This is a genomic window from Enterobacter cloacae complex sp. P38RS (assembly GCF_014930775.1).
In the GTDB taxonomy this organism is placed as follows: Bacteria; Pseudomonadota; Gammaproteobacteria; order Enterobacterales; family Enterobacteriaceae; genus Enterobacter; species Enterobacter bugandensis.
Map to the genome: position 1 here is coordinate 124,196 of NZ_JADBRS010000015.1, position 22,947 is coordinate 147,142.

At 56.6% G+C, this 22,947-nt stretch carries 19 protein-coding genes and 1 tRNA gene; 12 read left to right on the forward strand and 8 right to left on the reverse strand.

What is annotated here, in order from left to right:
• Nucleotides 1-30 precede the first annotated feature (30 nt).
• Complete coding sequence (locus tag IM303_RS17170) at nt 31-3,048, reverse strand: autotransporter domain-containing protein (RefSeq protein WP_163332782.1); 3,018 nt, start codon at nt 3,046-3,048, stop codon at nt 31-33.
• Nucleotides 3,049-3,162: 114 nt separating this feature from the next.
• Entirely contained in the window at nt 3,163-3,477 is a 315-nt protein-coding gene (locus IM303_RS17175) for a lipoprotein (RefSeq protein ID WP_028014394.1), read from the reverse strand.
• Between the two features lie 175 nt (nt 3,478-3,652).
• Here IM303_RS17175 and IM303_RS17180 point away from each other — a divergent pair, with 175 nt between their 5' ends.
• From IM303_RS17180 to IM303_RS17190, 3 genes are all read left to right on the forward strand, one after another.
• Entirely contained in the window at nt 3,653-4,285 is a 633-nt protein-coding gene (locus IM303_RS17180; protein ID WP_028014393.1) for a response regulator transcription factor, read from the forward strand.
• Nucleotides 4,282-6,069 (forward strand): hybrid sensor histidine kinase/response regulator, encoded by a 1,788-nt coding sequence (locus IM303_RS17185; protein WP_193360121.1) that lies wholly within the window; start codon nt 4,282-4,284, stop codon nt 6,067-6,069. The genes IM303_RS17180 and IM303_RS17185 overlap by 4 nt, the downstream gene beginning before the upstream one ends.
• Before the next feature lie 398 nt (nt 6,070-6,467).
• Entirely contained in the window at nt 6,468-6,794 is a 327-nt protein-coding gene (locus IM303_RS17190) for a hypothetical protein (RefSeq protein ID WP_045630641.1), read from the forward strand.
• Here IM303_RS17190 and IM303_RS17195 read toward each other — a convergent pair.
• The 3 genes from IM303_RS17195 to IM303_RS17205 form a co-directional block, all read right to left on the reverse strand.
• On the reverse strand, nt 6,772-7,590 hold the full coding sequence (locus tag IM303_RS17195) for a DUF4225 domain-containing protein (protein WP_193360122.1): 819 nt from the start codon (nt 7,588-7,590) through the stop codon (nt 6,772-6,774). The two genes, IM303_RS17190 and IM303_RS17195, sit on opposite strands and share 23 nt — an antisense overlap.
• Nucleotides 7,591-8,110: 520 nt before the next feature.
• Nucleotides 8,111-8,186: transfer RNA gene (locus IM303_RS17200), tRNA-Phe, on the reverse strand.
• 95 nt (nt 8,187-8,281) lie between these two features.
• Complete coding sequence (locus tag IM303_RS17205; protein ID WP_028014391.1) at nt 8,282-8,995, reverse strand: DUF554 domain-containing protein; 714 nt, start codon at nt 8,993-8,995, stop codon at nt 8,282-8,284.
• Between the two features lie 181 nt (nt 8,996-9,176).
• Between IM303_RS17205 and IM303_RS17210 the strand changes: the two genes are divergently transcribed.
• On the forward strand, nt 9,177-11,315 hold the full coding sequence (locus tag IM303_RS17210; RefSeq protein ID WP_193360123.1) for an ornithine decarboxylase: 2,139 nt from the start codon (nt 9,177-9,179) through the stop codon (nt 11,313-11,315).
• Between the two features lie 44 nt (nt 11,316-11,359).
• Here IM303_RS17210 and IM303_RS17215 read toward each other — a convergent pair whose 3' ends face one another.
• Both IM303_RS17215 and IM303_RS17220 read right to left on the reverse strand, forming a co-directional pair.
• Nucleotides 11,360-12,052, reverse strand: a complete 693-nt coding sequence (locus tag IM303_RS17215) for a response regulator (RefSeq protein WP_047367414.1) — start codon at nt 12,050-12,052, stop codon at nt 11,360-11,362.
• A complete protein-coding gene (locus IM303_RS17220) occupies nt 12,042-13,667 on the reverse strand; it encodes a sensor histidine kinase (RefSeq protein WP_193360124.1) in 1,626 nt (541 codons plus the stop codon). Before IM303_RS17220 ends, IM303_RS17215 begins: the two co-directional genes overlap by 11 nt.
• A 345-nt stretch (nt 13,668-14,012) precedes the next feature.
• Here IM303_RS17220 and IM303_RS17225 point away from each other — a divergent pair, with 345 nt between their 5' ends.
• From IM303_RS17225 to citG, 8 genes are read left to right on the forward strand one after another with little or no spacing between them, the layout of a single operon-like run.
• On the forward strand, nt 14,013-15,374 hold the full coding sequence (locus tag IM303_RS17225; RefSeq protein WP_048998902.1) for a 2-hydroxycarboxylate transporter family protein: 1,362 nt from the start codon (nt 14,013-14,015) through the stop codon (nt 15,372-15,374).
• Between the two features lie 17 nt (nt 15,375-15,391).
• The gene (locus IM303_RS17230; protein WP_041908312.1) at nt 15,392-16,255 is read left to right on the forward strand and encodes a fumarylacetoacetate hydrolase family protein; all 864 of its coding nucleotides are present in this window, start codon (nt 15,392-15,394) and stop codon (nt 16,253-16,255) included.
• 10 nt (nt 16,256-16,265) lie between these two features.
• Nucleotides 16,266-17,288: a [citrate (pro-3S)-lyase] ligase gene (gene citC / locus IM303_RS17235; RefSeq protein ID WP_193360125.1), complete on the forward strand. Its 1,023-nt coding sequence runs from the start codon at nt 16,266-16,268 to the stop codon at nt 17,286-17,288.
• Between the two features lie 16 nt (nt 17,289-17,304).
• Nucleotides 17,305-17,598 carry a citrate lyase acyl carrier protein gene (citD, locus tag IM303_RS17240; RefSeq protein ID WP_028014384.1) on the forward strand — a complete coding sequence of 98 codons (294 nt, stop codon included), beginning with the start codon at nt 17,305-17,307 and terminating at the stop codon, nt 17,596-17,598.
• Nucleotides 17,595-18,470 carry a citrate (pro-3S)-lyase subunit beta gene (gene citE / locus IM303_RS17245; protein WP_028014383.1) on the forward strand — a complete coding sequence of 292 codons (876 nt, stop codon included), beginning with the start codon at nt 17,595-17,597 and terminating at the stop codon, nt 18,468-18,470. The genes citD and citE overlap by 4 nt, the downstream gene beginning before the upstream one ends.
• 10 nt (nt 18,471-18,480) lie before the next feature.
• Nucleotides 18,481-20,004 carry a citrate lyase subunit alpha gene (citF, locus tag IM303_RS17250; RefSeq protein WP_193360126.1) on the forward strand — a complete coding sequence of 508 codons (1,524 nt, stop codon included), beginning with the start codon at nt 18,481-18,483 and terminating at the stop codon, nt 20,002-20,004.
• Nucleotides 20,001-20,540 (forward strand): citrate lyase holo-[acyl-carrier protein] synthase, encoded by a 540-nt coding sequence (gene citX / locus IM303_RS17255; protein ID WP_193360127.1) that lies wholly within the window; start codon nt 20,001-20,003, stop codon nt 20,538-20,540. Before citF ends, citX begins: the two co-directional genes overlap by 4 nt.
• Nucleotides 20,518-21,321, forward strand: a complete 804-nt coding sequence (citG, locus tag IM303_RS17260) for a triphosphoribosyl-dephospho-CoA synthase CitG (protein WP_193360128.1) — start codon at nt 20,518-20,520, stop codon at nt 21,319-21,321. The genes citX and citG overlap by 23 nt, the downstream gene beginning before the upstream one ends.
• 89 nt (nt 21,322-21,410) lie before the next feature.
• On the opposite strand, the gene IM303_RS17265 is transcribed toward citG, so the two are convergent.
• Entirely contained in the window at nt 21,411-22,667 is a 1,257-nt protein-coding gene (locus tag IM303_RS17265; RefSeq protein WP_041908317.1) for a nucleoside permease, read from the reverse strand.
• Between the last annotated feature and the right edge of the window lie 280 nt (nt 22,668-22,947).

Genomic DNA, 22,947 nt, shown 5'->3' on the forward strand with positions numbered 1-22,947 from the left:
ACAAGGGCGGGTTCTTTTACTGGAAATAATTCAGAACGACCAGCGCAGATTAGCGTTAACCGAGTTGACGCGGGTATCCGCACCATATTGCCCCTGATAACCCACATCCAGCGTCGCAGCACGCGACAGCTGTACGCTCACGCCGATATCACCCACCATCACGTCCTCATCCACGGCCTGCCCCTGAGTAATGAACGCGTCGCTGCCCGCAAACGCCATGCGCGAAGAGGTATTCTTATCGCCATAGGCGTGCTGCCAGCCTAACGAACCGTAGAGGTTCACGTTCTTCGGCAGCTCGGTCACACCGCGCACCCCGAGAGTGGAGTAGAAGGTGTTCATCGTTTCGTTACTTACGCTCAGCGCGGCGGCACCGCCGTCTTCCCTGAAGCTGTCGGTATGCAGTCGAATGTACGATAAATTGACGAACGGCTCGATATTCATATCAGGCTGGCCGAAGCGGTAACCCGCTTCGGTGAACGCCAGCAGCGAGTTGGCGTCGTAATCCGACTTCAGCCGATCCGAGAAGCCGCTGAAATCAACGCTGCGCTCGCCTTCGATCTTGTGCCAGGTGTAACCCAGCGCGCCGCGAAGGGAGAACGCATCCTGTTGACCCGCCGCATACAGGCCAAGGTGGTAGTTATCGGTATCCGTTGAGGAACGACGGCTGTCGACGTCGTAATCACCGCGGCTGTAGCCGAAGTAGCCACCGACACGCACGTTATGATCCGCCAGCTTGCGATCTGCCCCCAGCAGGAAGCCGGTGGTGTTGCCGTCCAGCTTGCCCACGTTACCGTCGCCGTCGTTTCGGCTCCAGGAGCTGAAGGTCTGGCCCCAGACGCCATTGTTTTGTGGCTCCGGCTGCTGGACCAGCGACATCGCTAACGGTGGTATCGGCAGGCTGTCGTTATCAAACGCGCGCTGCATACGCTGGTTTAAAACATTAAACACCTGCGTGCTGCCGGCGATCAGGTTGGACTGCATTGACGGATAAACTTCACCGGACAGCTGGTTGAACGCCTCGCGCGCTTCCGGCGCGCTGAGTACCAGCAGCGAGTTATATAGCGCCAGCGACGGGCCGCTTTGCGTCAGGGTGGAGAGCGCGCCAGCGGTATTCCACTGGTTGCTGCTTTTGGCGACGGTCTGGAAAATCCCCGGCTTGCCGCTGCCCGGATTCTCACCGCCAGGGTTTTCTCCCCCCGGGTTCTCACCGCCAGGGTTTCCTCCTCCTGGGTTTCCTCCTCCTGGATTTTCACCTCCCGGGTTTTCGCCTCCCGGATTCTCGCCGCCGGTCTCTTTCTGCGCGATAGTCAGATCGACGGCGTTGGTGCTCTGGTTGAGCGCCACGTCCAGGAAGGCGGATTTAGACACTGCCCCTGCGAACTGACCGTCAATTCCCCCGTCGGAGGTTAAAATGCGGTAGCTTTGGCCCGTTTTGTAGCTGGTTTGCGGATCCAGCGCAGTGACCTGTACCTGAGCCCGATCGCTGATGGTCGTTTTGCCTGCGACCAGCAGCTGGTCGCTGCGGCCATCACCGGCGATATCGACATCATAGAAAGAGTCACCCACAAAATTAAGATAACGTTTCAGCGTCAGCGTGCCGATATCACCATCCCCTGGCGAGATATGCCCGCCGGAAAGGATCTCGGTCTGGCCCAGCGTGCCGTTCCCTCCCAGCGTTCCGCCGGCCTTGATTGACGCGGCGCTGCTGTAGCCCAGCCCGTCGCTAACGTCGGATCCCGCCGTCGCGTTGAGGATCAGCGTACCGCCGTTCTCGGCGCTAAGAGTCTGAATATCAAAAATATCGTCTTCTGGCTGGGTGTTGATGTTGCTGGCGATAATGACTTTGCCACCGCGCGCGGTCACGTTCGCCTGAAGGGCTGAAAGATCGCCATTCAGCGTTGTCTGCCCGGAAGTATTGATCACTTCACCTTCGCCACTCATCTTGTTGCTGAAGACGTAATTTTCATCGGTATGGTTGAAGTAGACATAGCTGCCGAACAGCCCGCCGCGCAGGCTGATTGCCGTATTCGCATCGAGAGTACCCGCGCCGCCCGCTGTGCCAAGCGTTGGCTCAGTTAAACCCGTTCCGGTGTCCATATTGCCGCGGCTGCCGACAATGAGCGCACCCCGGTTCGAGCCGGAACCCGAGGTCCCCACGATCAGCGTATTGCTGCCAGCGGAAAATGAACCGCCGTCAATCACCGACAGCACGCCATTGCCATAATCGCCCACGCTCACGCTGCTGCCGCTGGTAAAGCGCGAGTCTTTGCCCGCAATAACCAGCTCGGCGGTTTTACCTGCCCCGGAGACGCCCGCCACCTGCACGCCGCCAACGTTAACCGCACCGCCGTTCAGCACGTCCAGGTCGCCATAAAGCGTCAACGTACGGCCAACGTTCCACTGTGAGCCGCTCCCCGTGACGGTGGCTTTCGGGCTTAGCGTGTCGGTTTCACCCGGCCCGGTACCGTTGCCGATGCGCGCATCGTAGGCGGTGCTGAGCGCCGCGCCGTCTTCAATCGCCAGCGTGGAGCGTGCCCCCAGATCGGTACCTACGCTGAGAAAATTACTGGTCACGCGAGAGCCGGCGCCAGTGGCGATAAGGTGACTGTCGTAGCCGCGGGTGGTGCCGACAACAATTTCTTTTGCGCTGGCCAGCGCGCCTTCTTCGACTCGCAGGGTGCCGAGGCCAAGATTCAGGTCGCCGCGCAGAACGTACTGATCGTTCACCGCGTTAAGCTCAGCGTTTGGCCCACGGACCGTGACCACGCTTTCATAAATTTGGCCGTCGAACAGCCGACCGATGTTGATGTTATAGGCGGTGATTTTGCCATTATCAATCAGCAGGTTTCCGGGTTGATTACGTCCAACGTAAACATCTCCGGTGTAACCCAGCGTTTCGGTTATACGCGCCTCGCCATCAAAAATGGCATCGGCTGCGCGCGCGAAATCGGCAGGTGAAAGCAGTAACAGCGGCGCGGAAAATAGAGCGAGGTAAAGTCTGGAAAGCGGCGTCTTAACCGCTAAAGCATGCGATGTAGAGTTATTCACGGGCTATCTCCGTACTCATTAGCGTGATGTCTGGAAAATCGTTTTTATGAAAACTCAGATACGTCAGAAAATATAAAAGGCATTATTTATGTACGCCTTTTCATTTGCCGTTAATTATTTATGCGTGACAACAGGGGTACAGGTTGGTGCGCTGAGCGTCGGGGCGGATCCTAAAATCCCCGGCATCATCATTGATGAGCAATCGAAAATACGCCCTTTTTCCGTCGTAGCGCGATAAGACAGTTTTTGCCCTCCCAGTGCGTCCGGCTGGGCGCCATTAACATTGGTCACGGTTATTTCATCCGATGAGCCCAACCCCAGCATTTTAGCGGTCTCCGCCTGCAGGAGTGGAATAGCCTGATCGGTTTTTAGCGTGGAGCAACCGGCGAGCATCAACGTAACGCTTAAAAAGATGAGTGGTTTTTTCATAAATTATCCTTGATATCCAATCAGTTAATTTCACTGATTGTATTTATGTTTTCAATTACCCAAATCAGCGAATAATATATTTCCCTTTCCTAATCGAAAAAACCCTCCTAAAGTAGGGTGGGTAGATAATAATTCATCTGTACACTCAGATATGCGAAGGTAAAAGGAGGATCCTTTGGGGCAGAATTATGCGTTGGTCGTTGATGACCATCCATTGGTAGCAAGCGGCATCGCTAATTTTCTGATTTCACATTGCCAGTTTAAGCAGGCGAGCGTGGTGACGAATGAGGAAGATTGCTACCGTCAAATTAGGGATAATGGCCCGCCGCGCTTGCTGGTAATCGATTTTTGGCTTTCGTCCGGAACGGCACTGAAATTACTCAAAGAAGTAAAACAACATTACCCACAGGTACGGTTCCTGGTGGTCAGCGGGGATGACAATAATGACATCTGGCAGAAAGTTCACGCCGCCGGGGGACACGGATTTGTATTGAAAAGCGAACCGCCTGAAATGTTCTCACGGGCCGTTTGTGCACTCCTTGATAATCTGACCTGGTTTCCTGAGAGAAACGATTTTCCCGTTGAATCAAATAATGAGAAGTTAAGTAAATTTAACTTAACGCCGCGACAAATAGACGTTTTAAATATGATTATGCGCGGCCTGCCAAATAAACGAATCGCCGCGCAGCTTTCAATTTCTGAGCCCACGGTCAAAGAACACATCAGCAATATATTGAAAAAGATAGGCGTTAACAGCCGGGTCGAAGCCATCACGCTTCTGCATGGCAAGCGGGAATCATCAGAATGAGGTTTTTCCAGAGCTTACAGAAGGATGGTATCTCATCTCCCGCTCAGATCCGTTTGCTAAACAACACTTTTTTGCGGCTGGTGTTCAGCTTTAGCGCGGTGCCATTTGTCGGTATTCCTTTTGCCATCTGGATCTATTTGCTGGGCGATGAACTTGGCCTAACCATTATCTGGATAATTATTTACCTGCTATGTGCCGTGGCGATCCGCATATTGCACCGACGCTACCAGCGCGAAGTGAAAGAGCATGATGAAGAGGACGTCCTGCGCCGCTGGCTTCCGCGCATAAATAAGATCGCTTTTATTCACGGGCTGGGGATTTCATCTCTCTATTTAATTACTCCGCAGACGCAGAACTTTGACTTTTTCCTGCTCCTTAATATCAGTATTGCCGCCATCGTCGCCGCCAATGCGACGCATCTGACGCCAGTCATCAGCACCTTTACGTGTTTTTTCTTCGCCTCCTGGGGAGTATTGAATATCGGCATCATCTGGCGGCTGGACGAGCTGATATTCATTGTGCTGATGCTGAACCTGCTGTACGGTTTCGCCATTTACCGCCATGCGTTAACGTCGCACGCGTACTTTATTCAGCAAGCGCTGCTTGAGGAAAAAAGCTCACGCCTGGCAGAACAGTTTCGCCAGGCCAAAGAGGAAGCGGAGCAGGCGCTGCTGGATAAAAATCAGTTCCTGACGACAGCCAGCCACGACCTGCGTCAGCCGGTACACGCCATGGGCTTTCTGATCGAAGCGATTATCCACCGAAACCGGGACGACAGCCTGACGCCCCAGCTGCTTGACCTGCAGCAGAGCGTTCGCTCGGTGCATTTGATGTTCAATTCTCTGCTCGACCTCAGCAAGATTGAATCCGGGAAAGTGCTCACTGCCCCTACCAAAGTGGACATCGGCGCTCTGCTCGACTCGGTGATCACGCTGTTTCGCGAAGAGGCCAACAGCCGTGCACTTAGGCTGTCCACCCGTCGACCCAAACGCCGCATCCACGTGATGGGCGACCCGCTGCTGGTGCGACAATCTCTGATTAACCTGATTCAAAACGCCCTTCGCTACACGCAGCAGGGTGGCGTGCTGGTTGCCATCCGACCGCGCGGTGACGAGTGCCTGGTGGAGGTATGGGACACGGGTGTCGGTATCGCTGATGACGAGAAAGGTAAAATCTTCTCCCCTTACTACCGCCCCGAACTGGCCTGGAAGATCGACAGCGCCGGACACGGGCTGGGCCTCGCCGTGGTTGCCCGCTGTGCCAGGCTGATGAAGGTGAAGTACGGGATGCAATCCATAGAAGGTAAAGGCACACGCTTCTGGATGCGCTTCACTCAATATGCTGGCGAAGAGATCGCGACGGACATCCCGCCCGCCGATAACAACGCCTCTGCGCCGGTACGCTATGCGCCGCTGCGCGGTTCTTGCCTGGTCGTCGATGACGACCCGCTGGTGACGTCAGCCTGGGAGAGCCTTATGAGCGTTTGGGGAATCAAGGTGCGCTGCGCGGCCTCCGCTGAAGAAGCGTTCGCCATCATCGACGACGGCTTCACCCCGTTTGCCGTGCTGTGCGACCAGCGCCTGCGATCCGGCGAAAGCGGCTTTGACATCCTGAAAGCGCTTTTTGAACGTCTGCCGGACATGAGCGGCGCGATGGTCAGCGGCGAATTTAATTCGCCTGTTCTGCTGGAGGCGGAGCAGGAAGGGTATCTGGTGCTGCGCAAGCCTCTGGAGCCGGCTAAACTGCATGCGCTGCTGACGCAGTGGTCAGGGTGTCGTGGATAGGGGAATAGATAATAGCAGCATTGCGCTTCACTGTAGGGCCAGATAGTACGCGGTGTCCTGCTGTGATGCCAATGTGTCGGTATGGTTGAGCCGCTGAGGGAGGATTTCGCGGGCCTGATTAATGATTTCATCGTGCATGATGCCTCCTGTGGTGATCTGCATGTTGCTTCTACCGGGCAGGGCGGGAGATGTTGGAAACGGCCCCGAAGGAGTCATTAAAGTTGCTACCAGCGAAGTTCCGCAGTGGGCAATAATGTCAGTTTTCGAGCGTATACTCTAAGATATCTTCAACTCGTTGATATATATAAATTTGATGAATATCGTCAGGTAGCGATTTATCCGCCAAATTAAGTTAAACTTCGTCACAGGTTTCAGTGAGTTATGGGACGGATAACAGAATGACCAGCGAAGAGGCACTTTTAAAATCAGGTTTTAGCAAACGAGATATTCAAAAGCTAAAAAACAATATTGAAAATTACGGTGGTTCGTTTGATAGCGTAACTCATGATCTGGCCAATCGTTTTAAGGCTATGAAGTGGATAACTATTATTGCCTTCATCATACTGGCTTTAACTCTTTTACTTGCATCCAAGGATACAAGCCTGACACTAGCACTCACGTTATTGATTGTACTACCTTTCATCTGGTATATAACGCCAGCAAAACTTGGCTACAAATCCTGGCGTTATCGTAAAATGCTGACTAATTCTGGGACGGGTCGCTGATGGACAACAGATCAAAAATAATCTTAGCTTTCACGCCATAACCCGCTATTTTCATTGTAAGCTGCGGGCGGCTCAGTGTGCTCACCTTTCGGTAATAGTCAGCAGGGAGATAACGAAACAGTCGCCAGGTACCAGGTCGCCGTAACAATCCAAAAATGGTGTACGCATTAGCGGCCAGTGAAATTGATTTGTAGACACCTAACCCATTCTCACGACTAAAGCCCATAAACTCAGCTGTAGACATCGCGGCATTCGCGACCAGCCCTTCACTGGTAGTGTTGTTAGTTGCGTAGCGAGCCACTTCTTTACTGATGCTGTTTGCCCCGTCAGTAACCAGAATCGCACCAGCAAGAACCCCGAGAGGGGTCATAGTGCCTATGAGGGTAAATCCTGCGGCTATTTCAGCACCGGCCAGGACAACACTAACAGCCGAGATCACATACCCAATAATTTTGTTATTCTCTCGAATAAACTCGACTTTAGCGTAAAGCTTCGCTGCCTTCGTTCTTAATAAACGCGCTTGTTCCAGCAGGTTACTGTTTTCTTCTCTAAGAATCTTAACGCATTCCATGCATTCTTCATCTGATTTAGCCCGACGAGCTAACGTAAACTGATGTTCTATGAGGTCCCGAATTTCCTGAACAAACTTCATTCGAGTCAAACTATCGCTGAGATGAAAAGCCGACAGAGTGTTGGCTGTATTTACCAGTTTCCTGGCTTCCATATTCACCATCGTTTCCGCCCAGGCTTTATTTCTTCCATCTGAGCGCATCATGTTAAGTAATGCTGCATCCATTGGTGTTCCTCTCAATTGCTTTACCGGCCTCTGCTTAGACTGATAAACGCCCCCCTGACAGCCATGCGTGCCAACGCACACACAATATAGTAGCAATGTGGTTACGGTGTCTGAAGTAGAAGTCGCTTTTTACAGCTTCGTTCCTCGGCCTACTTTACTGCGGTTAGCCTGGGCCTGTTCCAGCAGTGTACGGAACGCCGACAGGTCACTTTTCAGGATGTCCCGGATGGATTTACCACCAATCAATCTAATAAAACAGTTAGCCGATGGGGTGTAATCACGGATACGTGATGCCGCTCTGTCGGGCTCTGTCCAGTTGATATGTGCATTTGTAATGCTCAAATAGATCGGTGAAGGTCAGGTTTTTCTTCTTCTGTGTGGCGGTAAAGGCGATAAACACGCCAGTTGTACCACCGGGAAGCGGGGTCGGAGGAGAGATAAGGAGGGTAACTACTGGTAAACCTACAAGTTGCTGACTCAGAAAGCAAAAACCCCCGCCGAAGCGAGGGTTATAAATAAGTGGTGCCCGGACTCGGAATCGAACCAAGGACACGGGGATTTTCAATCCCCTGCTCTACCGACTGAGCTATCCGGGCAACGGGGCGCATTAAACCCGATCTGCCCGTTGCCGTCAACGAAAAATGTTGTTTTCGTTACAGACTGCGCAATCTCTCGCCATTTCGCCGCACTCTTAAGCGAAAAAGTGCGTCCAGAGCGCAGAGAGCGGCATAGCGAGCAGTAATGCGGGCAGCATATTCACCACGGCAAACATTTTGATCCCGCAAATACGTAGGCCCGTCGCCAGCAGCAGCAGGCCGCCGACGGCGGTGAAGTCCGCCATCATCGCTGGCGTGGTCAGCGGGAGAATCAAGGTGGCGCATGTGGCAAGCGCGAGTTGAATCAGCAGCATCGGCACGCAAATCGCCGCAACGGCAACGCCGAGTGTGGTGGCGAAAATGGTGGCGGTGAAGAAATCGAGAAACGCTTTTGCAATCAATATGCTTGGGTCGCCCGTCATCCCTTCCTGCATCGAGCCGAAAATCCCGGTGCCGCTTGCGCAAAACAGAATAATGATGGCGACGTAGTTCTGAATAAACGACTCGTGCGTGCCGTGTTTCGCCTTGCCCGGTCGGGCAATCAGGTTTTTGGCTTTGCCCACCGCGCTATTGATGCCTTTTTCCAGATAGCAAAACTCGCCAATCAGTGCGCCGAGCAGTGTAGCCAGCACCATGACGGGCAGGTTGGCGCATTTGATCACTAAAAGGATGCCGATGCCTAAGGATGCCAGGCCGAATATAGAGGGCATGGATGAACGGATACGCTCCGGCAGCCGCTGACTCAACACTGCGCCCAGTACGCCGCCCAGCAATACGGCTCCGGCGTTAATAAATGGCCCGATAACCACGGTTAACTCCTGTTATTTACTCATTGATATTGCATTATTATGGCACGTCAGGGCTGCGCGAGCCTTAGCTTTGGGTGGTTTCGTGCATACTGATTCCTTCTTGCGCCTGAAAATAAAAGGTGACATGATTGCGCGAATTTTCTCCTCCCTGTCTCACCGCTCGGTGAGGGTATTTGCGCTTATGAAAACCATGAAAATTGCCGTCAGCCATGAGCTGGTATCCAAAGTTTCTACGCACCGTGAAAAGGTGACGCTGGATAACACCGATTTCACCGATGTGGCGGCAGTCGTCATTAGCGTTGTTGAAAGCTACAGCGGCATTCTCGCGTTGCTGAAGCGTACGGGCTTTCAGCTACCGGTGTTTATGTTCTCGCAAGAGCCTGGAGAGGTGCCTGATGGCGTCACGGCAATTATCTCGGGTAAAGCTCAGGAGTTTCTGGAACTGGAGAGCGCCGCCTGCCGTTACGAAGAGGAATTGCTGCCGCCTTTTTTCGATACTCTGAGCCAGTATGTAGAGATGGGCAACAGCACCTTCGCCTGTCCGGGCCACCAGCACGGGGCTTTTTTCAAAAAACACCCGGCAGGGCGACAGTTCTATGATTTCTTCGGTGAGAACGTGTTTCGCGCCGACATGTGCAACGCCGACGTTAAGCTGGGCGATCTGCTGATCCATGAAGGCTCCGCCAAGCACGCGCAAAAGTTCGCGGCGAAAGTATTCAACGCGGACAAAACCTACTTTGTGCTGAACGGCACGTCGGCGGCCAACAAGGTGGTGACCAACGCGCTGCTGACCCGCGGTGACCTGGTGCTGTTCGACCGCAACAACCATAAATCTAACCACCACGGCGCACTGATCCAGGCGGGCGCCACGCCGGTGTATCTTGAGGCGGCGCGCAATCCGTTTGGCTTTATCGGCGGGATCGACGAGCACTGCTTTGATGACGCGTATCTGCGGGATCTGATCCGCGAGGCGGCGCCGGAAAAGGCCGACGAGGTCCGCCCGTTCCGCCTGGCGATCATTCAGCTTGGCACCTATGACGGGACGATCTACAACGCCCGCCAGGTGATCGACAAGATCGGCCATCTGTGTGACTACATCCTTTTTGACTCCGCGTGGGTGGGCTACGAGCAGTTTATTCCGATGATGGCGGAAACGTCCCCGCTCTTGCTGGAGCTTAACGAGAACGATCCGGGCATTTTCGTGACCCAGTCGGTGCACAAGCAGCAGGCCGGGTTCTCGCAAACGTCGCAGATCCATAAAAAGGATAACCACATCCGCGGTCAGGCGCGCTTCTGTCCGCACAAGCGGCTGAACAACGCGTTTATGCTGCACGCCTCCACCAGCCCGTTTTATCCGCTGTTTGCGGCGCTGGACGTGAACGCCAAAATTCACGAGGGCGAGAGCGGGCGCAGGCTGTGGGCGGAGTGCGTCGAGCTGGGCATTGAGGCGCGCAAGGCCATCATCGCCAACTGCCATATGATCAAACCGTTTATTCCGCCTGTGGTGGCGGGGCGGCCATGGCAGGATCACCCCACGCAGGTCATCGCGAGCGAGCGTCGCTTCTTTAGCTTCGAGCCGGGGGCCAAATGGCACGGATTTGAGGGTTATGCGAGCGAGCAGTATTTCGTCGACCCGTGCAAGCTGCTGCTGACCACGCCGGGCATTGATGCAGAAACAGGTCACTATACCGATTTCGGCATTCCGGCGACCATTCTCGCCCACTACCTGCGCGAAAACGGCATCGTGCCGGAGAAGTGCGACCTCAACTCGATCCTGTTCCTGCTGACGCCTGCCGAAAGCAGCGAGAAGCTGGCGCAGCTGGTGGCGATGCTGGGGCAGTTTGAGCAGCATATTGAAGACGACACGCCGCTCGCCGACGTGCTGCCGACCATCTACCAAAAATACCCGGTGCGTTACCGCGACTACACGATCCGTCAACTGTGCCAGGAGATGCACGATCTCTACGTCAGCTTTAACGTCAAGGATCTACAGAAGGCGATGTTCCGCCGGGAGAGCCTGCCCGCCGTAGTGATGAACCCGCAGGATGCCAACCAGGAGTACATTCGCGGGAACGTGGAGCTGGTGCGTATTCGTGACGCTGAAGGGCGCATTGCCGCCGAAGGCGCGCTGCCGTACCCGCCAGGCGTGCTGTGCGTGGTGCCGGGAGAAGTCTGGGGCGGGGCGGTACAGCGTTACTTCCTGGCGCTGGAAGAGGGCATTAATATGCTGCCGGGCTTCTCGCCGGAGTTGCAGGGCGTTTACAGCGAGAAGGATGCGGACGGGATTAAGCGGCTGTATGGGTACGTATTGAATGTCTGAACGTAGGCCCGGTGGCGCAAGCTTACCGGGCCTATAATACTTCGTCAGGCTTCTGCACGGCGGTACATCCTCCTCGGATGCCCAATCTTCCCGTACAGCATCTCCACCGTCAGAAAACCTACCTCCACGCAGTGTTCCAGATAGCGTCGGGTGGTGGTTTTACTCAGCCCCGTCTCGCTCACCACCTCATCCACCGTAAAGCAGTGCGCCGCCTTGCTGTTAAACAGCGTTTGCACCCGCGCCAGCGTGTTCTCCTCTATTCCCTTGCTGCCGTTGTCCAGACGATAGTTTTTCGCCTGTAACTGATAGAGTGAATCCACGTTCTGCTGGTCGACAATCTTCCAGACCCGCTGCTGTTCGGCAAACTGCACAAAACGCTCCAGCGACTGGCTGAGCCGCTTCCAGGAGACCGGCTTAAGAATATAGTCAAACGCGCCGTTTCGAATGGCCTGGCTACAGGTGTCCATATCGCTGGCGGCGGTGATGAAAATCACCGAGCAGTTGGCGCGGGCCAGCATCGGGTTGCTGATAAGGGTGATGCCTTTGCCGTCCGGCAGGTAGTTATCCAGCAGCATCAGCTTCGGCTGTTTGCTCTCCAGCTGTCGCTGCGCGTCGGCCAACGACGCGGCAATCCCCACCAGCCTCAGGCGCGGATGTTTACCGATAAGCTCCGCGTGCAGCTGTGCCAGTTCGTTCTCGTCTTCAACAATCAGTACGTCGATAAGTTCATGTTGCATAGTCGGTATCTTCCAGTTGCCGGACGGTTCCCGAGGCCGGGATAAACAGTGAGAAAATGGTCCCGTGCGGCATGTTATCGGCAACTTCTATTGTGCCGCCAGCCTGCGTGACGTAGCTTTCGATCAGATACAGGCCAATCCCGTGATCGCCCCGCGTTTTGGTGGTGATGCCGCGTTCAAATATCCGGTCACGGATCGCCGGGGTAATGCCAACGCCCTGGTCGGCCACTTCAATAATCAGCTCCTGCTCGCTGAGTTTTATCAGCACTTCCACCGGCGCATGCGGGAGCGGCGATCGCTGCGTCGCTTCGATGGCGTTATCCAGCAGGTTGCCAATAATCGAAATCAGCTCTTGCTCTCCCAGCGGCAGGAACGGTTTGTCCAGCCGACAGGCCGGGTCGAAACTCAGCTCGACGCCTTTCTCACGCGCGCGGGCGGCTTTTCCCAGCAGCAGCCCGCAAAGTGTCGGGGAACTAAAGCGGGAGGAGATAAAGTCCAGCAGCTCCTGAGCATGCTCCGACTGCGCCTGAATGTAGCGAATGGCCTCTTCATAGCGGCCCATATGCAGCAGGCCGGAGAGGGTGGTCATCCGGTTCAGCTGCTCATGACGCATAATGCGCAGGTTATCGACGTAGCGTTTTACCTGGCTGAGCTGGCTGCTGAGAGAGTCGATCTCGTTGCGATCGCGGAAGGTGATCACCCAGCCCTGCAGCGACCCCTCAAGCATGATGTGTACCCGGCTGGCAATCACCGTGAGATCGTTAAAGCGGCAAATCTCGTCATGGGTATCTTTCGCCAGCATCGTCTGCGTGTCGAAGAACGGGACCGGATCGATCACCTGGCTTATCAGTTGCCCGCGCAGTTCCCGGGCTGGCTGGCTCAGGCCCAGCAGCTTGCGCGCAGCCTGGTTGATCACCTCTATGCGCCGTTCGTTATCAATGGCGATCACGCCTTCGTAGATGGACTCCATCATCGCCTTTTGCTGGCGCACCAGCAGGCCGATCTCTCGTGGCTCCAGGGAGAAGATCTGCTTCTTAATACTACGGGTAAAGAACCAGGAGAAGACAAAGAGGGCGATCAGCAGCAGCACGGCGGCAATCAGGATATTGACCACTTTACTGACGGTAATGGTGTCCAGGTAGCTGGTGAGATAGCCAACTGAAACAATGCCGACCACCTGCCCGGCGTCGTTGAAAATGGGCGCTTTACTGCGCAGTGAAATGCCCAACCCGCCTTTACGTATGGTTGTCGTGCTTTTCCCCTGCAATACGGCTTCATTGTCGCCGCCGACCAGCGTCGTGCCCACCCTGTCGGCAAAGACGGAGTGAAAAAGATGCCGTCCCGTATTATCGCCAATGACAATAAAGCTGGCGTCGCTGTGCGCGGCCATTTTCTGCATGAAATCATGAATGGCGTTGATATCTTTTTGTTCAACTTTAGTACGCAATGACGGAATAAGCGCAATCTCTTCTGCCTGTATTTTAGCGCGCGCACTCATTTCCTGATAAAGCTGTTTTCCGACATCGGCATAATAATATCCGCCCAGCAGCACAAAAAGCACTGAGAAAAAGGCAACGAGCGAAATAAACAGCTTAATCTGGAAAGAGACTTTCATAACTATCACGCAAAGTAGCGGCAAAGATCGTCAATATATCATCTTTTTTCATGCGGATGTCCGCTTTGCGGGAAACTTGTGATCCCTTGCACAGCAAGGGCTGTAAATGATTTATCCAGAAGGCTTAAGATCTTCATGCTACTAAGTTAAATGTTATTTGGTCGTTCAATTCAGAAAAGAAACCATAAAAACCACGATAATAAATAAGGCATAAATCACATTAAATAAAAGAAACCATAAAAACCATAGCTGCCATTAAAACTTCGCTTTTAATATGCCATTCCTCACATAAAGTAGGCCTTTGTGACTCTAAGCTGAACGCACAAAATAACTAAGGGGCTTATTATGAGCACAACTGACGATTCTTTCTCTGTTACCCACGACCCGATTGAAATTCAGCGGCCTTCGCTTAAAGAGCGCTGGTGGCATATTATGGATACCTGGAAAATCGGGATTATTCCTCTGCCGCTGTTCGTTCTGGCGGGCGCGCTGATCGCGATTGATTGCCTGGGCGGAAAACTGCCGAGCGATATCGTGGTGATGGTGGCGACGCTGGCCTTCTTCGGCTTTGCCTGCGGTGAGTTCGGCAAACGCCTGCCGATTGTCGGCAAGCTTGGTGCGGCGGCGATTTGCGCCACCTTTATCCCTTCCGCGCTGGTCTACTACGGTTTGCTGCCGGACGTGGTGGTGGAATCCACGACCAAATTCTACAAATCCACCAACATTCTCTACCTCTATATCTGCTGCATTATCGTCGGCAGCATCATGAGCATGAACCGCACGGTGTTGATTCAGGGCTTCCTGCGCATCTTCTTCCCGATGCTGTGCGGTGAAATCGTCGGCATGATTGTTGGCATGGGCGTGGGGCTGGCGCTGGGCCTGGAGCCGTTCCAGATCTTCTTCTTTATCATTCTGCCGATCATGGCGGGCGGCGTCGGGGAAGGGGCGATTCCGCTTTCCATCGGCTATGCCACCCTGCTGCATATGGACCAGGGCGTAGCGCTCGGCCGCGTGTTGCCGATGGTCATGCTCGGCGGGCTGACGGCAATCATCATCTCCGGCTGCCTGAACCAGCTCGGTAAACGCTACCCACACCTGACCGGTGAAGGCCAGCTGATGCCTAACCGCGCGAATGCCGATGCCACCGTCTCTCAGCCTGCGTTTTCCGGTAAAGCGGACGTGACGACTATCGCCTCCGGCGCGCTGCTGGCGGTGCTGCTCTATATGCTGGGCATGCTCGGCCACAAGCTGATTGGCCTGCCTGCGCCGGTCGGCATGCTGTTTATGGCGGTGCTGGTGAAGCTCTGCAACGGCGCCTCTCCGCGCCTGCTGGAGGGCTCGCAGGTGGTGTACAAATTCTTCCAGACCTCCGTGACCTACCCAATCCTCTTCGCCGTCGGCGTGGCCATCACCCCGTGGCATGAGCTGGTGGCGGCGTTCACCGTCAGCAACCTGCTGGTGATTGTCAGCACCGTCTCCGCGCTGGTGGCGACCGGGTTCTTCGTCGGCAAAAAGATTGGTATGCACCCGATTGATGTCGCCATCGTCTCCTGCTGCCAGAGCGGCCAGGGCGGTACCGGCGACGTGGCGATCCTGACCGCAGGCAACCGCATGAGCCTGATGCCGTTCGCCCAGATTGCTACCCGTATCGGCGGGGCGATTAACGTCTCTGTCTCACTGCTGATTCTGGGCAACTTCCTCGTCTAAGTATTCAGGAAAAAACAATGAAACTCGCAAGCTTTTTATACCAGGGAAAACGCAGCTACGGCATCGTCCAGGCCGACGGCGTGATTGATTTGGGCCGCCGTCTCGGCGACCGCTACAGCGACCTCAAGGCGCTGCTGCAGGGCAACGGGCTGGCGCAGGCCACCCGCTACCTGAACGACGCGGTGGATGTACCGCTGAGCGCCATTACCTTCTTACCTGTGATCGTGCAGCCAGAAAAAATCCTCTGCGTGGGCATGAACTACGCCGACAAACGCAAGGAGTTTGACCAGCACAACCCGGCCCCGACGCTGTTTGTCCGCTTCCCGGACTCACAGACCGGCCACAACGAGCCGGTGCTGAAGCCGCGCCACTCCAGCGAATTCGACTACGAAGGTGAGCTGGCGGTGATCATCGGTAAGGGTGGGGAGAACATCAGCCGCGATGACGCCCTGCGCCACGTGGCGGGCTACAGCTGCTACATGGACGGCTCCGCCCGCGACTGGCAGCACACCTGGTTCACCGCCGGTAAAAACTGGCGTCAGACCGGGGCGTTTGGCCCGTGGATGGCGACGGCGGATGAGATCCCGGACCCGCACAGCCTGGCGATCCGCACCTGGCTTAACGGCCGCATGGTGCAGGAGGACAACACCAGCAGCATGATCCACAAGGTCGCGGAGCTCATCGAGTACATCAGCACCTTTACCCGCTTAAGCCCGGGCGACGTGATCATCACCGGCTCCCCGGGCGGCGTGGGTAAAAAGCGTAACCCGCCGCTGTTTATGAAAGAGGGCGATCGCATTGAGGTGGAGATCGAGCATATCGGTCATCTGAGCAACGTGATTGTTGAAGCGCCAGCCGTCGGGCTTGCGGCGGCACACTGAGAAAGGCGGCATGAACAGTCAACCCATCGATTTTCGCCAGACGCTGGTGGCGAAACACCCGGAACGCTTAAGCCAGATCCGCTACCTGCTGGCAGACAGCGGCCTTGGCCTGGACAACGACATCACGCTGTTTGTCGAAGCCTGGTCCGGCGCGCAGCTGGTGGGTTGCGCAGGACTTGCCGGCAACGTCATCAAATGCGTGGCGGTCAACGAGCAGCTTCGTGGGGAAAACCTCAGCGCGCGGCTGCTGGCAGAGGTGGAAAATGCGGCGCTGGAGCGCGGCCATTTTCACCTCTTCCTCTGCACCCGTCCGTGCAACCGGGAGCGCTTTGCCCGCAGCGGCTTCTGGCCAATTGCCCAGAGCGGGAACAACGCGGTGCTGATGGAGAACACCCCGCAGGGGATCTCGCGCTACTGCCGTACCTTAAGCCGGATGCGAAAGGGCGGGGAGAAAACTGGCGCGATAGTGATGAACGCCAATCCGTTCACCCTCGGCCACTGCCATCTGGTGGAGCAGGCGGCGCAGCGGTGCGATGCCCTGCATCTGTTCGTGGTGCGTGAAGACGCCTCGTTCTTCCCGTTCAGCGCGCGTCTCGAGATGGTGCGCGCAGGCGTAGCCCATCTGCCGAACGTGGTGGTGCATGAAGGCTCGCAGTACATCATCTCCCGCGCCACCTTCCCGGCCTACTTCCTGAAGGAGACCGGCAAAGTGCAGCAGGCGTGGAGCGAGATCGACGTGCTGATCTTCCGGGACTTCATCGCCCCGGCGCTCGGCATCACGCACCGCTTTATCGGCTCGGAGCCTTTTTGCGATATCACCCGCCAGTACAACCAGACGCTGCACGATCTGCTGGCTTCGCATATCGAGGTGGTGGAGATGCCGCGCATCAAGGCCACCGGCAACGCCATTTCGGCGTCCGAAGTGCGCCGTTTACTCAAGACACAGCAGTTTTCCCGGATCCGGGAGATCGTCCCGGACTCCACCTTCGCGCATCTCGAAACACACTATCGTGCGAGTGCGGAAGTCGCATAACTATCAGGAATTTATCATGAATATTGTAAGGGAGGCGCTGGCCGGAACGCAGGAGTCCAGCGACCTGATGGTGAAAATCGCCCCCGCTCACGGCGAGCTGGAGATTGTCATCCACAGTGAAGTGATTAAGCAGTTTGGCGAGCAAATTCGCCAGGTGGTCAACGACACGCTGCGCGCCATGAACGTGCGCCAGGGATTAATCATTATTGAAGACAAAGGGGCGCTGGACTGTGTTATTCGCGCCCGCCTGCAAAGCGCGCTGATGCGTGCCGCCGATGAACAGGCCATCAACTGGGAGGCGCTGAAATGAGCAAACTCCGCCGCAGTATGCTGTTCCTGCCGGGCGCCAACGCCGCCATGCTTTCCACCGCGTTTATCTACCGCCCCGACTCCATCATGTTTGACCTTGAGGACGCCGTCGCCCTGCGTGAGAAGGACACCGCGCGCATGCTGGTATTCCACGCGCTACAGCACCCGATGTATCAGGATATCGAAACCGTGGTGCGCATTAACCCGCTCAGCACGCCGTTTGGCCTGCTGGATCTGGAAGCCGCCGTGCGCGCGGGTGTGGACGTGATCCGCCTGCCAAAAACCGACACCCCGGACGACGTCTACGAGCTGGAAGGCCATCTTGAGCGCATTGAACGCGAGTGCGGCCGCGAGGTCGGCTCCACCCGCGTGATGGCGGCGATTGAGTCGGCCATTGGCGTCATCAATGCCGTGGCGATTGCCCGCAGCTCCCCGCGCCTCATCGGCATCGCGCTGGCCGCCTTTGACTACGTGATGGACATGCAGACCGAGCGCGGCGACGGCACCGAGCTGTTCTATGCCCGTTGCGCCGTGCTGCACGCCGCCCGCGCGGCGGGTATCGACGCCTTCGACGTGGTGTGGTCAGACGTTAACGATGAGGCCGGGTTCCTCCGCGAGGTCGATCTGATCCGCAAGATGGGCTTTAACGGCAAGTCGCTGATTAACCCGCGCCAGATTGACCTGCTGCACAACGCTTATGCACCGACGCAGGAAGAGGTGGATCACGCCAAAAGGGTGATTGAAGCGGCAGAAGAGGGCGAGCGTAACGGCCTGGGCGTGGTGTCGCTCAACGGCAAAATGGTGGATGCACCAATTATTAACCACGCGCAGGTGGTGCTGGAGCGCGCGGCGGCTTCCGGCGTGCGTCGGTAAGGATAAGACAATGAATCAGACTGAACTTCTCCACGTAAACTTCCCGCATCTGCGGGACCTGAAACCCTTTGATACCGCCCACAGCGCGACGCCCTGGCTGGCGGACAGTGACGCGAAGCACAACCGCAAGCTCTGTGCCTCCCTTGAAGAAGCCGTAGCGCGCAGCGGCCTGCAGGACGGGATGACCATCTCCTTCCACCATGCCTTTCGCGAAGGCGACCGGGTGATCAACACCGTTGTGGCGCTGCTGGCGCGGATGGGATTTAAAAATTTGACCCTGGCCTCCAGTTCGCTGATGACCTGCAACGACGCGCTGATCGAGCATATTGAAAGCGGCGTCATCACCCGGATTTACACCTCGGGCATGCGCGGCAGGCTGGCGGACGCCATCTCCCACGGGCTGATGGACGAGCCGGTACAGATTCACTCCCACGGTGGGCGCGTGAAGCTGCTCCAGGACGGCGAGCTGAATATCGACGTGGCGTTTCTCGGCGTGCCGTGCAGCGATGCGTTTGGCAACGCTAACGGCACGCACGGTAAATCGTGCTGCGGCTCGCTCGGCTACGCGATGGTGGACGCGCACTTTGCCCGCAAGGTGGTGCTGCTGACCGAAGAACTGGTGCCGTTCCCGAATATGCCCGCCAGCCTGGTGCAGGACCAGGTGGACTACATCGTGCAGGTCGAGAGCGTGGGCGACCCGGCGAAAATCAGCGTCGGCGCGGCGCGCGTCACCAGCAACCCGCGCGAGCTGATGATCGCCCGCTATGCGGCGGACGTGATCGAGCATTCCGGCTACTTCAAGCCGGGCTTCTCGATGCAGACCGGCTCCGGCGCGGCGGCCACCGCCTGCACCCGCTTTATGGAAGAGAAGATGGAGCGCAGCGGCGTAAAGGCGCGCTTTGCGCTCGGCGGTATCACCGGCAGCCTGGTAGATCTGCACGAGAAGGGGCTTATCGAAAAGCTGCTCGACACCCAGTGCTTTGACGGCCAGGCGGCGGCTTCGCTGGCGCGCAACCCGAACCACGTAGAGATCTCCACCAACGTCTACGCCAACCCCGGCAGCAAGGCGGCAAGCTGCGACCAGCTCGACGTGGTGATCCTCAGCGCCCTGGAAATTGACGTTGATTTCAACGTCAACGTCATCACCGGCTCCGACGGCGTGATGCGTGGCGCATCCGGCGGGCACTGCGACGTGGCGGCGGCAGCCAACCTGACCATCGTCGTCGCGCCGCTGCTGCGCAGCCGCATTCCGACGGTGGTCAAGCGCGTCACCACGCGCCTCACGCCGGGGGAGAGCATCGACGTGCTGGTCACCGACCACGGTATTGCAGTCAACCCGGCGCGCCAGGAGATCCGCGAGCGGCTGCTGGAGGCCGGGCTGAAGGTAGTGGACATCAGCGCGCTCTATGAGCGGGCGATTTCCCTGACCGGCGTACCGAAACCGATTGAATTTACCGACAAAATCGTCGGGGTGATCCGCTACCGCGACGGCAGCGTGATCGACACCGTACGACAGGTGAAGGAGTCAGTATGATTTTAGCGACACCCGTGCGGGCGGGTGTCAGCCTGGAGGAACTGCTGGCGGCGAAAGAGCGTCGCGCAGCCCGTCAGGCTGACATGCTTGAGCACTATAAACAGCCGGTGATCTCCCTCACGCTGGTCACGCCAGGGGAAATCAAGGACAGCCTGCGCTATCGCAACACCATGGGCGTGGCGCTCCAGATATGCGACCAGCTGCTGTGGGAGAACCGCTGGCAGGTGCTGGACCGGCAGGTGCTGTGGCTGCCCACCGGACCGGAAGCCTTGTGGTGCGTCGCCCATCCGGCGGCGGAAATCAAAGCGCACTGCGCGGAACTGGAGCAGACGCACCCGCTCGGCAGGCTGTGGGATCTGGACGTGATTTGTCCTCAGCATGGCCACGTGGGGCGTCAGTCGCTGGGGGCAAACCTCAGGCGCTGTCTGATCTGCGACGAGCCCGCGCATGCCTGCTCCCGTTCGCGCAATCACCCCGTTGAGCAGGTAGTTTCCCGCGTGGAGAAGACGATCGATGACTGGTTTGCTCGCGACTAAACCGCGCCCGGTTGATGTGCCCGCGCTTGCCGAAGCGGCGCTGTGGCAGGAGCTGGAGCTGACGCCCAAGCCGGGGCTGGTGGACAAGCTCAACAACGGTTCCCATCGCGATATGGACCACGCGCTGTTTGTCCGCAGCATTGCGGCGATTGCACCGTGGTTTTCGCGCTTTGCTGAACTCGGTAACGTGCATGCGGATAAACCCGCTGACGCACAGCTGCGGATTATCCGCCCGATGGGGCTGGCCTGCGAGCAGGCGATGTATGCCGCGACGAACGGCGTGAACACCCACAAGGGTGGGATTTTTGCTCTCGGCCTGCTGTGCTTCGCTGCCGGGCGTGTGAAAAATGTCTCTGCGGACAGCCTCTGTTGTGAGGTGAGTAACATCTGCCGCGGGCTGGTGTCGCGGGAGCTGGCAGCGCGCAGCGGGCAGGCGACGGCGGGCGAGCGGCAGTTTCAGCAGTACGGCTTAACCGGGGCGCGAGGCGAGGCGGAGAGCGGCTTTGCGACGGTGCGTAAGGCGCTGGGGCAGTGGAACGGACGGTCGCTTCACGGCCTGCTGTTGCGCCTGATGGCGGTCAATCAGGACAGTAATCTCGTGTCACGCGGCGGCATTCAGGGGCTGCGCTACGTTCAGGGCTATGCGCGGGAACTGCTGGCTAACGGCTGGAATCGCGAGGCGTTGCTTAAGATGGATAAGGCACTGATTGAACGAAACCTGAGTCCGGGCGGCAGCGCGGATTTGCTGTCGGTGGGGTGGGTGCTCTCTGCAATAAAATAGCCGGGTGGCGCTAACGCTTACCCGGCCTGCTCTCCGTGCTTTTGCAGGCCCGGTAAGGCGAAGCGCCACCGGGCAAAAGACATCAAGGATTAATGCGCAATCGGCTGTGTACCGTGCGCTGTGCGAACGTGCTTGTACTTGAACAGCGCGAGGAACGCGAAGAACAGCACCAGCGAATACGCAGCGAAGATCAGCCACACGGGCTGCCAGTCGGTGATGCCGTTGGTGGTGTACATCTCAACCACTTTACCGCTCACCACGCCGCCCAGAATACAGCCGAAGCCGTTGGTCATCATCAGGAACATGCCCTGCGCGCTGGCGCGGATTTCAGGCTTCACCTCTTTTTCCACAAACACCGAACCGGAGATGTTGAAGAAGTCGAAGGCGCAGCCGTAAACAATCATCGACAGCACCAGCAGCACGGTGCCGAACGCGCTCGGGTCGCCGTAGGCGAACAGGCCGAAGCGCAGCATCCACGCGGCGATACTGATCAGCATGACGTTTTTGATGCCGTAGCGGCTCAGGAAGAACGGGATGGTCAGGATGAACAGCGTCTCGGAGATCTGCGAGATGGACATCATCACCGACGCGTGCTCAACGATAAAGCTCCCGGCAAACAGCGGATCGTTATCGAAGCTGTGCAGGAAGGTGTTGCCGAACATGTTGGTGATTTGCAGCTCCGCGCCCAGCAGCATGGAGAAGATAAAGAAGATCGCCATGCGCTTGTTTTTGAACAGGGCGAAGGCATCCAGGCCAAGCATGGTGCTCCAGCTCTGGTTTTTCTGCTGGTTAGATACCGGAATGGTTGGCAGCGTCAGGGTGAACAGCGCCAGCAGTACGGAGAGCGCAGCACCAATATACAGCTGCATGTGGCTCAGCTCGAAGCCCGCGAAGCTCACGCCCCACATCGCCATGATAAAGCCGATGGTGCCCCAGATACGGATTGGCGGGAAGTCGGTGACGATATCCAGGCCGGCAGATTTCAGGCGGTAGTAGGAGATGGAGTTGATCAGCCCAAGCGTTGGCATGTACGCCAGCGAGTTAAGCAGGATCACCATAAACATCGCCCCCGGCGTGGTCACTTCGGCCGCCATAAACAGCGTCCCCGCACCCACCAGATGGCAAAGCATATACAGCCATTTCGCACTTAACCATTTATCCGCCACGATACCGAGCAGCGTTGGCATGAAAACAGCCGCAATACCCAGCGAGCTGTAGACGGCACCGATTGACGCACCATCAAACTTGAGCGTCACAAACATATAGGAGCCGAGTGTAGTCAGCCAGCTACCCCACAGGCAGAACTGCAGAAACGACAAGATTTTAAGCTGCAGCTTAAGGTTCATGTTACTTTCCTCACAAGTGAGCGGGAGATATGTTGTTATAGGAACATTCAGGGTTGTTATTTGATGCAATTCTATCAGTTGGCAACGATATGTTTTGTTACCTCCCGCAAAAAAATGCAATCCACATTAATTTGCAGTTTGGATTGTGATGCAAATAACATTTTCGTATGGGTGGAGGATAGGTGCGGCCTGATGCCCTCACCCTGACCCTCTCCCTGTGTACAGTCCGGGGACATGGTAGACAGGTGTTCGGGGACATGGTGAACACTTTTTAACATCC

Coding starts and splice junctions, on each gene's coding strand:
- IM303_RS17175 (WP_028014394.1), bottom strand. CDS start 3,477: ATGAAAAAACCACTCATCTTTTTAAGCGTTACGTTGATGCTCGCCGGT.
- IM303_RS17185 (WP_193360121.1), top strand. CDS start 4,282: ATGAGGTTTTTCCAGAGCTTACAGAAGGATGGTATCTCATCTCCCGCT.
- IM303_RS17190 (WP_045630641.1), top strand. CDS start 6,468: ATGACCAGCGAAGAGGCACTTTTAAAATCAGGTTTTAGCAAACGAGAT.
- IM303_RS17195 (WP_193360122.1), bottom strand. CDS start 7,590: ATGGATGCAGCATTACTTAACATGATGCGCTCAGATGGAAGAAATAAA.
- IM303_RS17210 (WP_193360123.1), top strand. CDS start 9,177: ATGAAAACCATGAAAATTGCCGTCAGCCATGAGCTGGTATCCAAAGTT.
- IM303_RS17215 (WP_047367414.1), bottom strand. CDS start 12,052: ATGCAACATGAACTTATCGACGTACTGATTGTTGAAGACGAGAACGAA.
- IM303_RS17220 (WP_193360124.1), bottom strand. CDS start 13,667: ATGAAAGTCTCTTTCCAGATTAAGCTGTTTATTTCGCTCGTTGCCTTT.
- IM303_RS17225 (WP_048998902.1), top strand. CDS start 14,013: ATGAGCACAACTGACGATTCTTTCTCTGTTACCCACGACCCGATTGAA.
- IM303_RS17230 (WP_041908312.1), top strand. CDS start 15,392: ATGAAACTCGCAAGCTTTTTATACCAGGGAAAACGCAGCTACGGCATC.
- citC (WP_193360125.1), top strand. CDS start 16,266: ATGAACAGTCAACCCATCGATTTTCGCCAGACGCTGGTGGCGAAACAC.
- citD (WP_028014384.1), top strand. CDS start 17,305: ATGAATATTGTAAGGGAGGCGCTGGCCGGAACGCAGGAGTCCAGCGAC.
- citE (WP_028014383.1), top strand. CDS start 17,595: ATGAGCAAACTCCGCCGCAGTATGCTGTTCCTGCCGGGCGCCAACGCC.
- citF (WP_193360126.1), top strand. CDS start 18,481: ATGAATCAGACTGAACTTCTCCACGTAAACTTCCCGCATCTGCGGGAC.
- citX (WP_193360127.1), top strand. CDS start 20,001: ATGATTTTAGCGACACCCGTGCGGGCGGGTGTCAGCCTGGAGGAACTG.
- citG (WP_193360128.1), top strand. CDS start 20,518: ATGACTGGTTTGCTCGCGACTAAACCGCGCCCGGTTGATGTGCCCGCG.
- IM303_RS17265 (WP_041908317.1), bottom strand. CDS start 22,667: ATGAACCTTAAGCTGCAGCTTAAAATCTTGTCGTTTCTGCAGTTCTGC.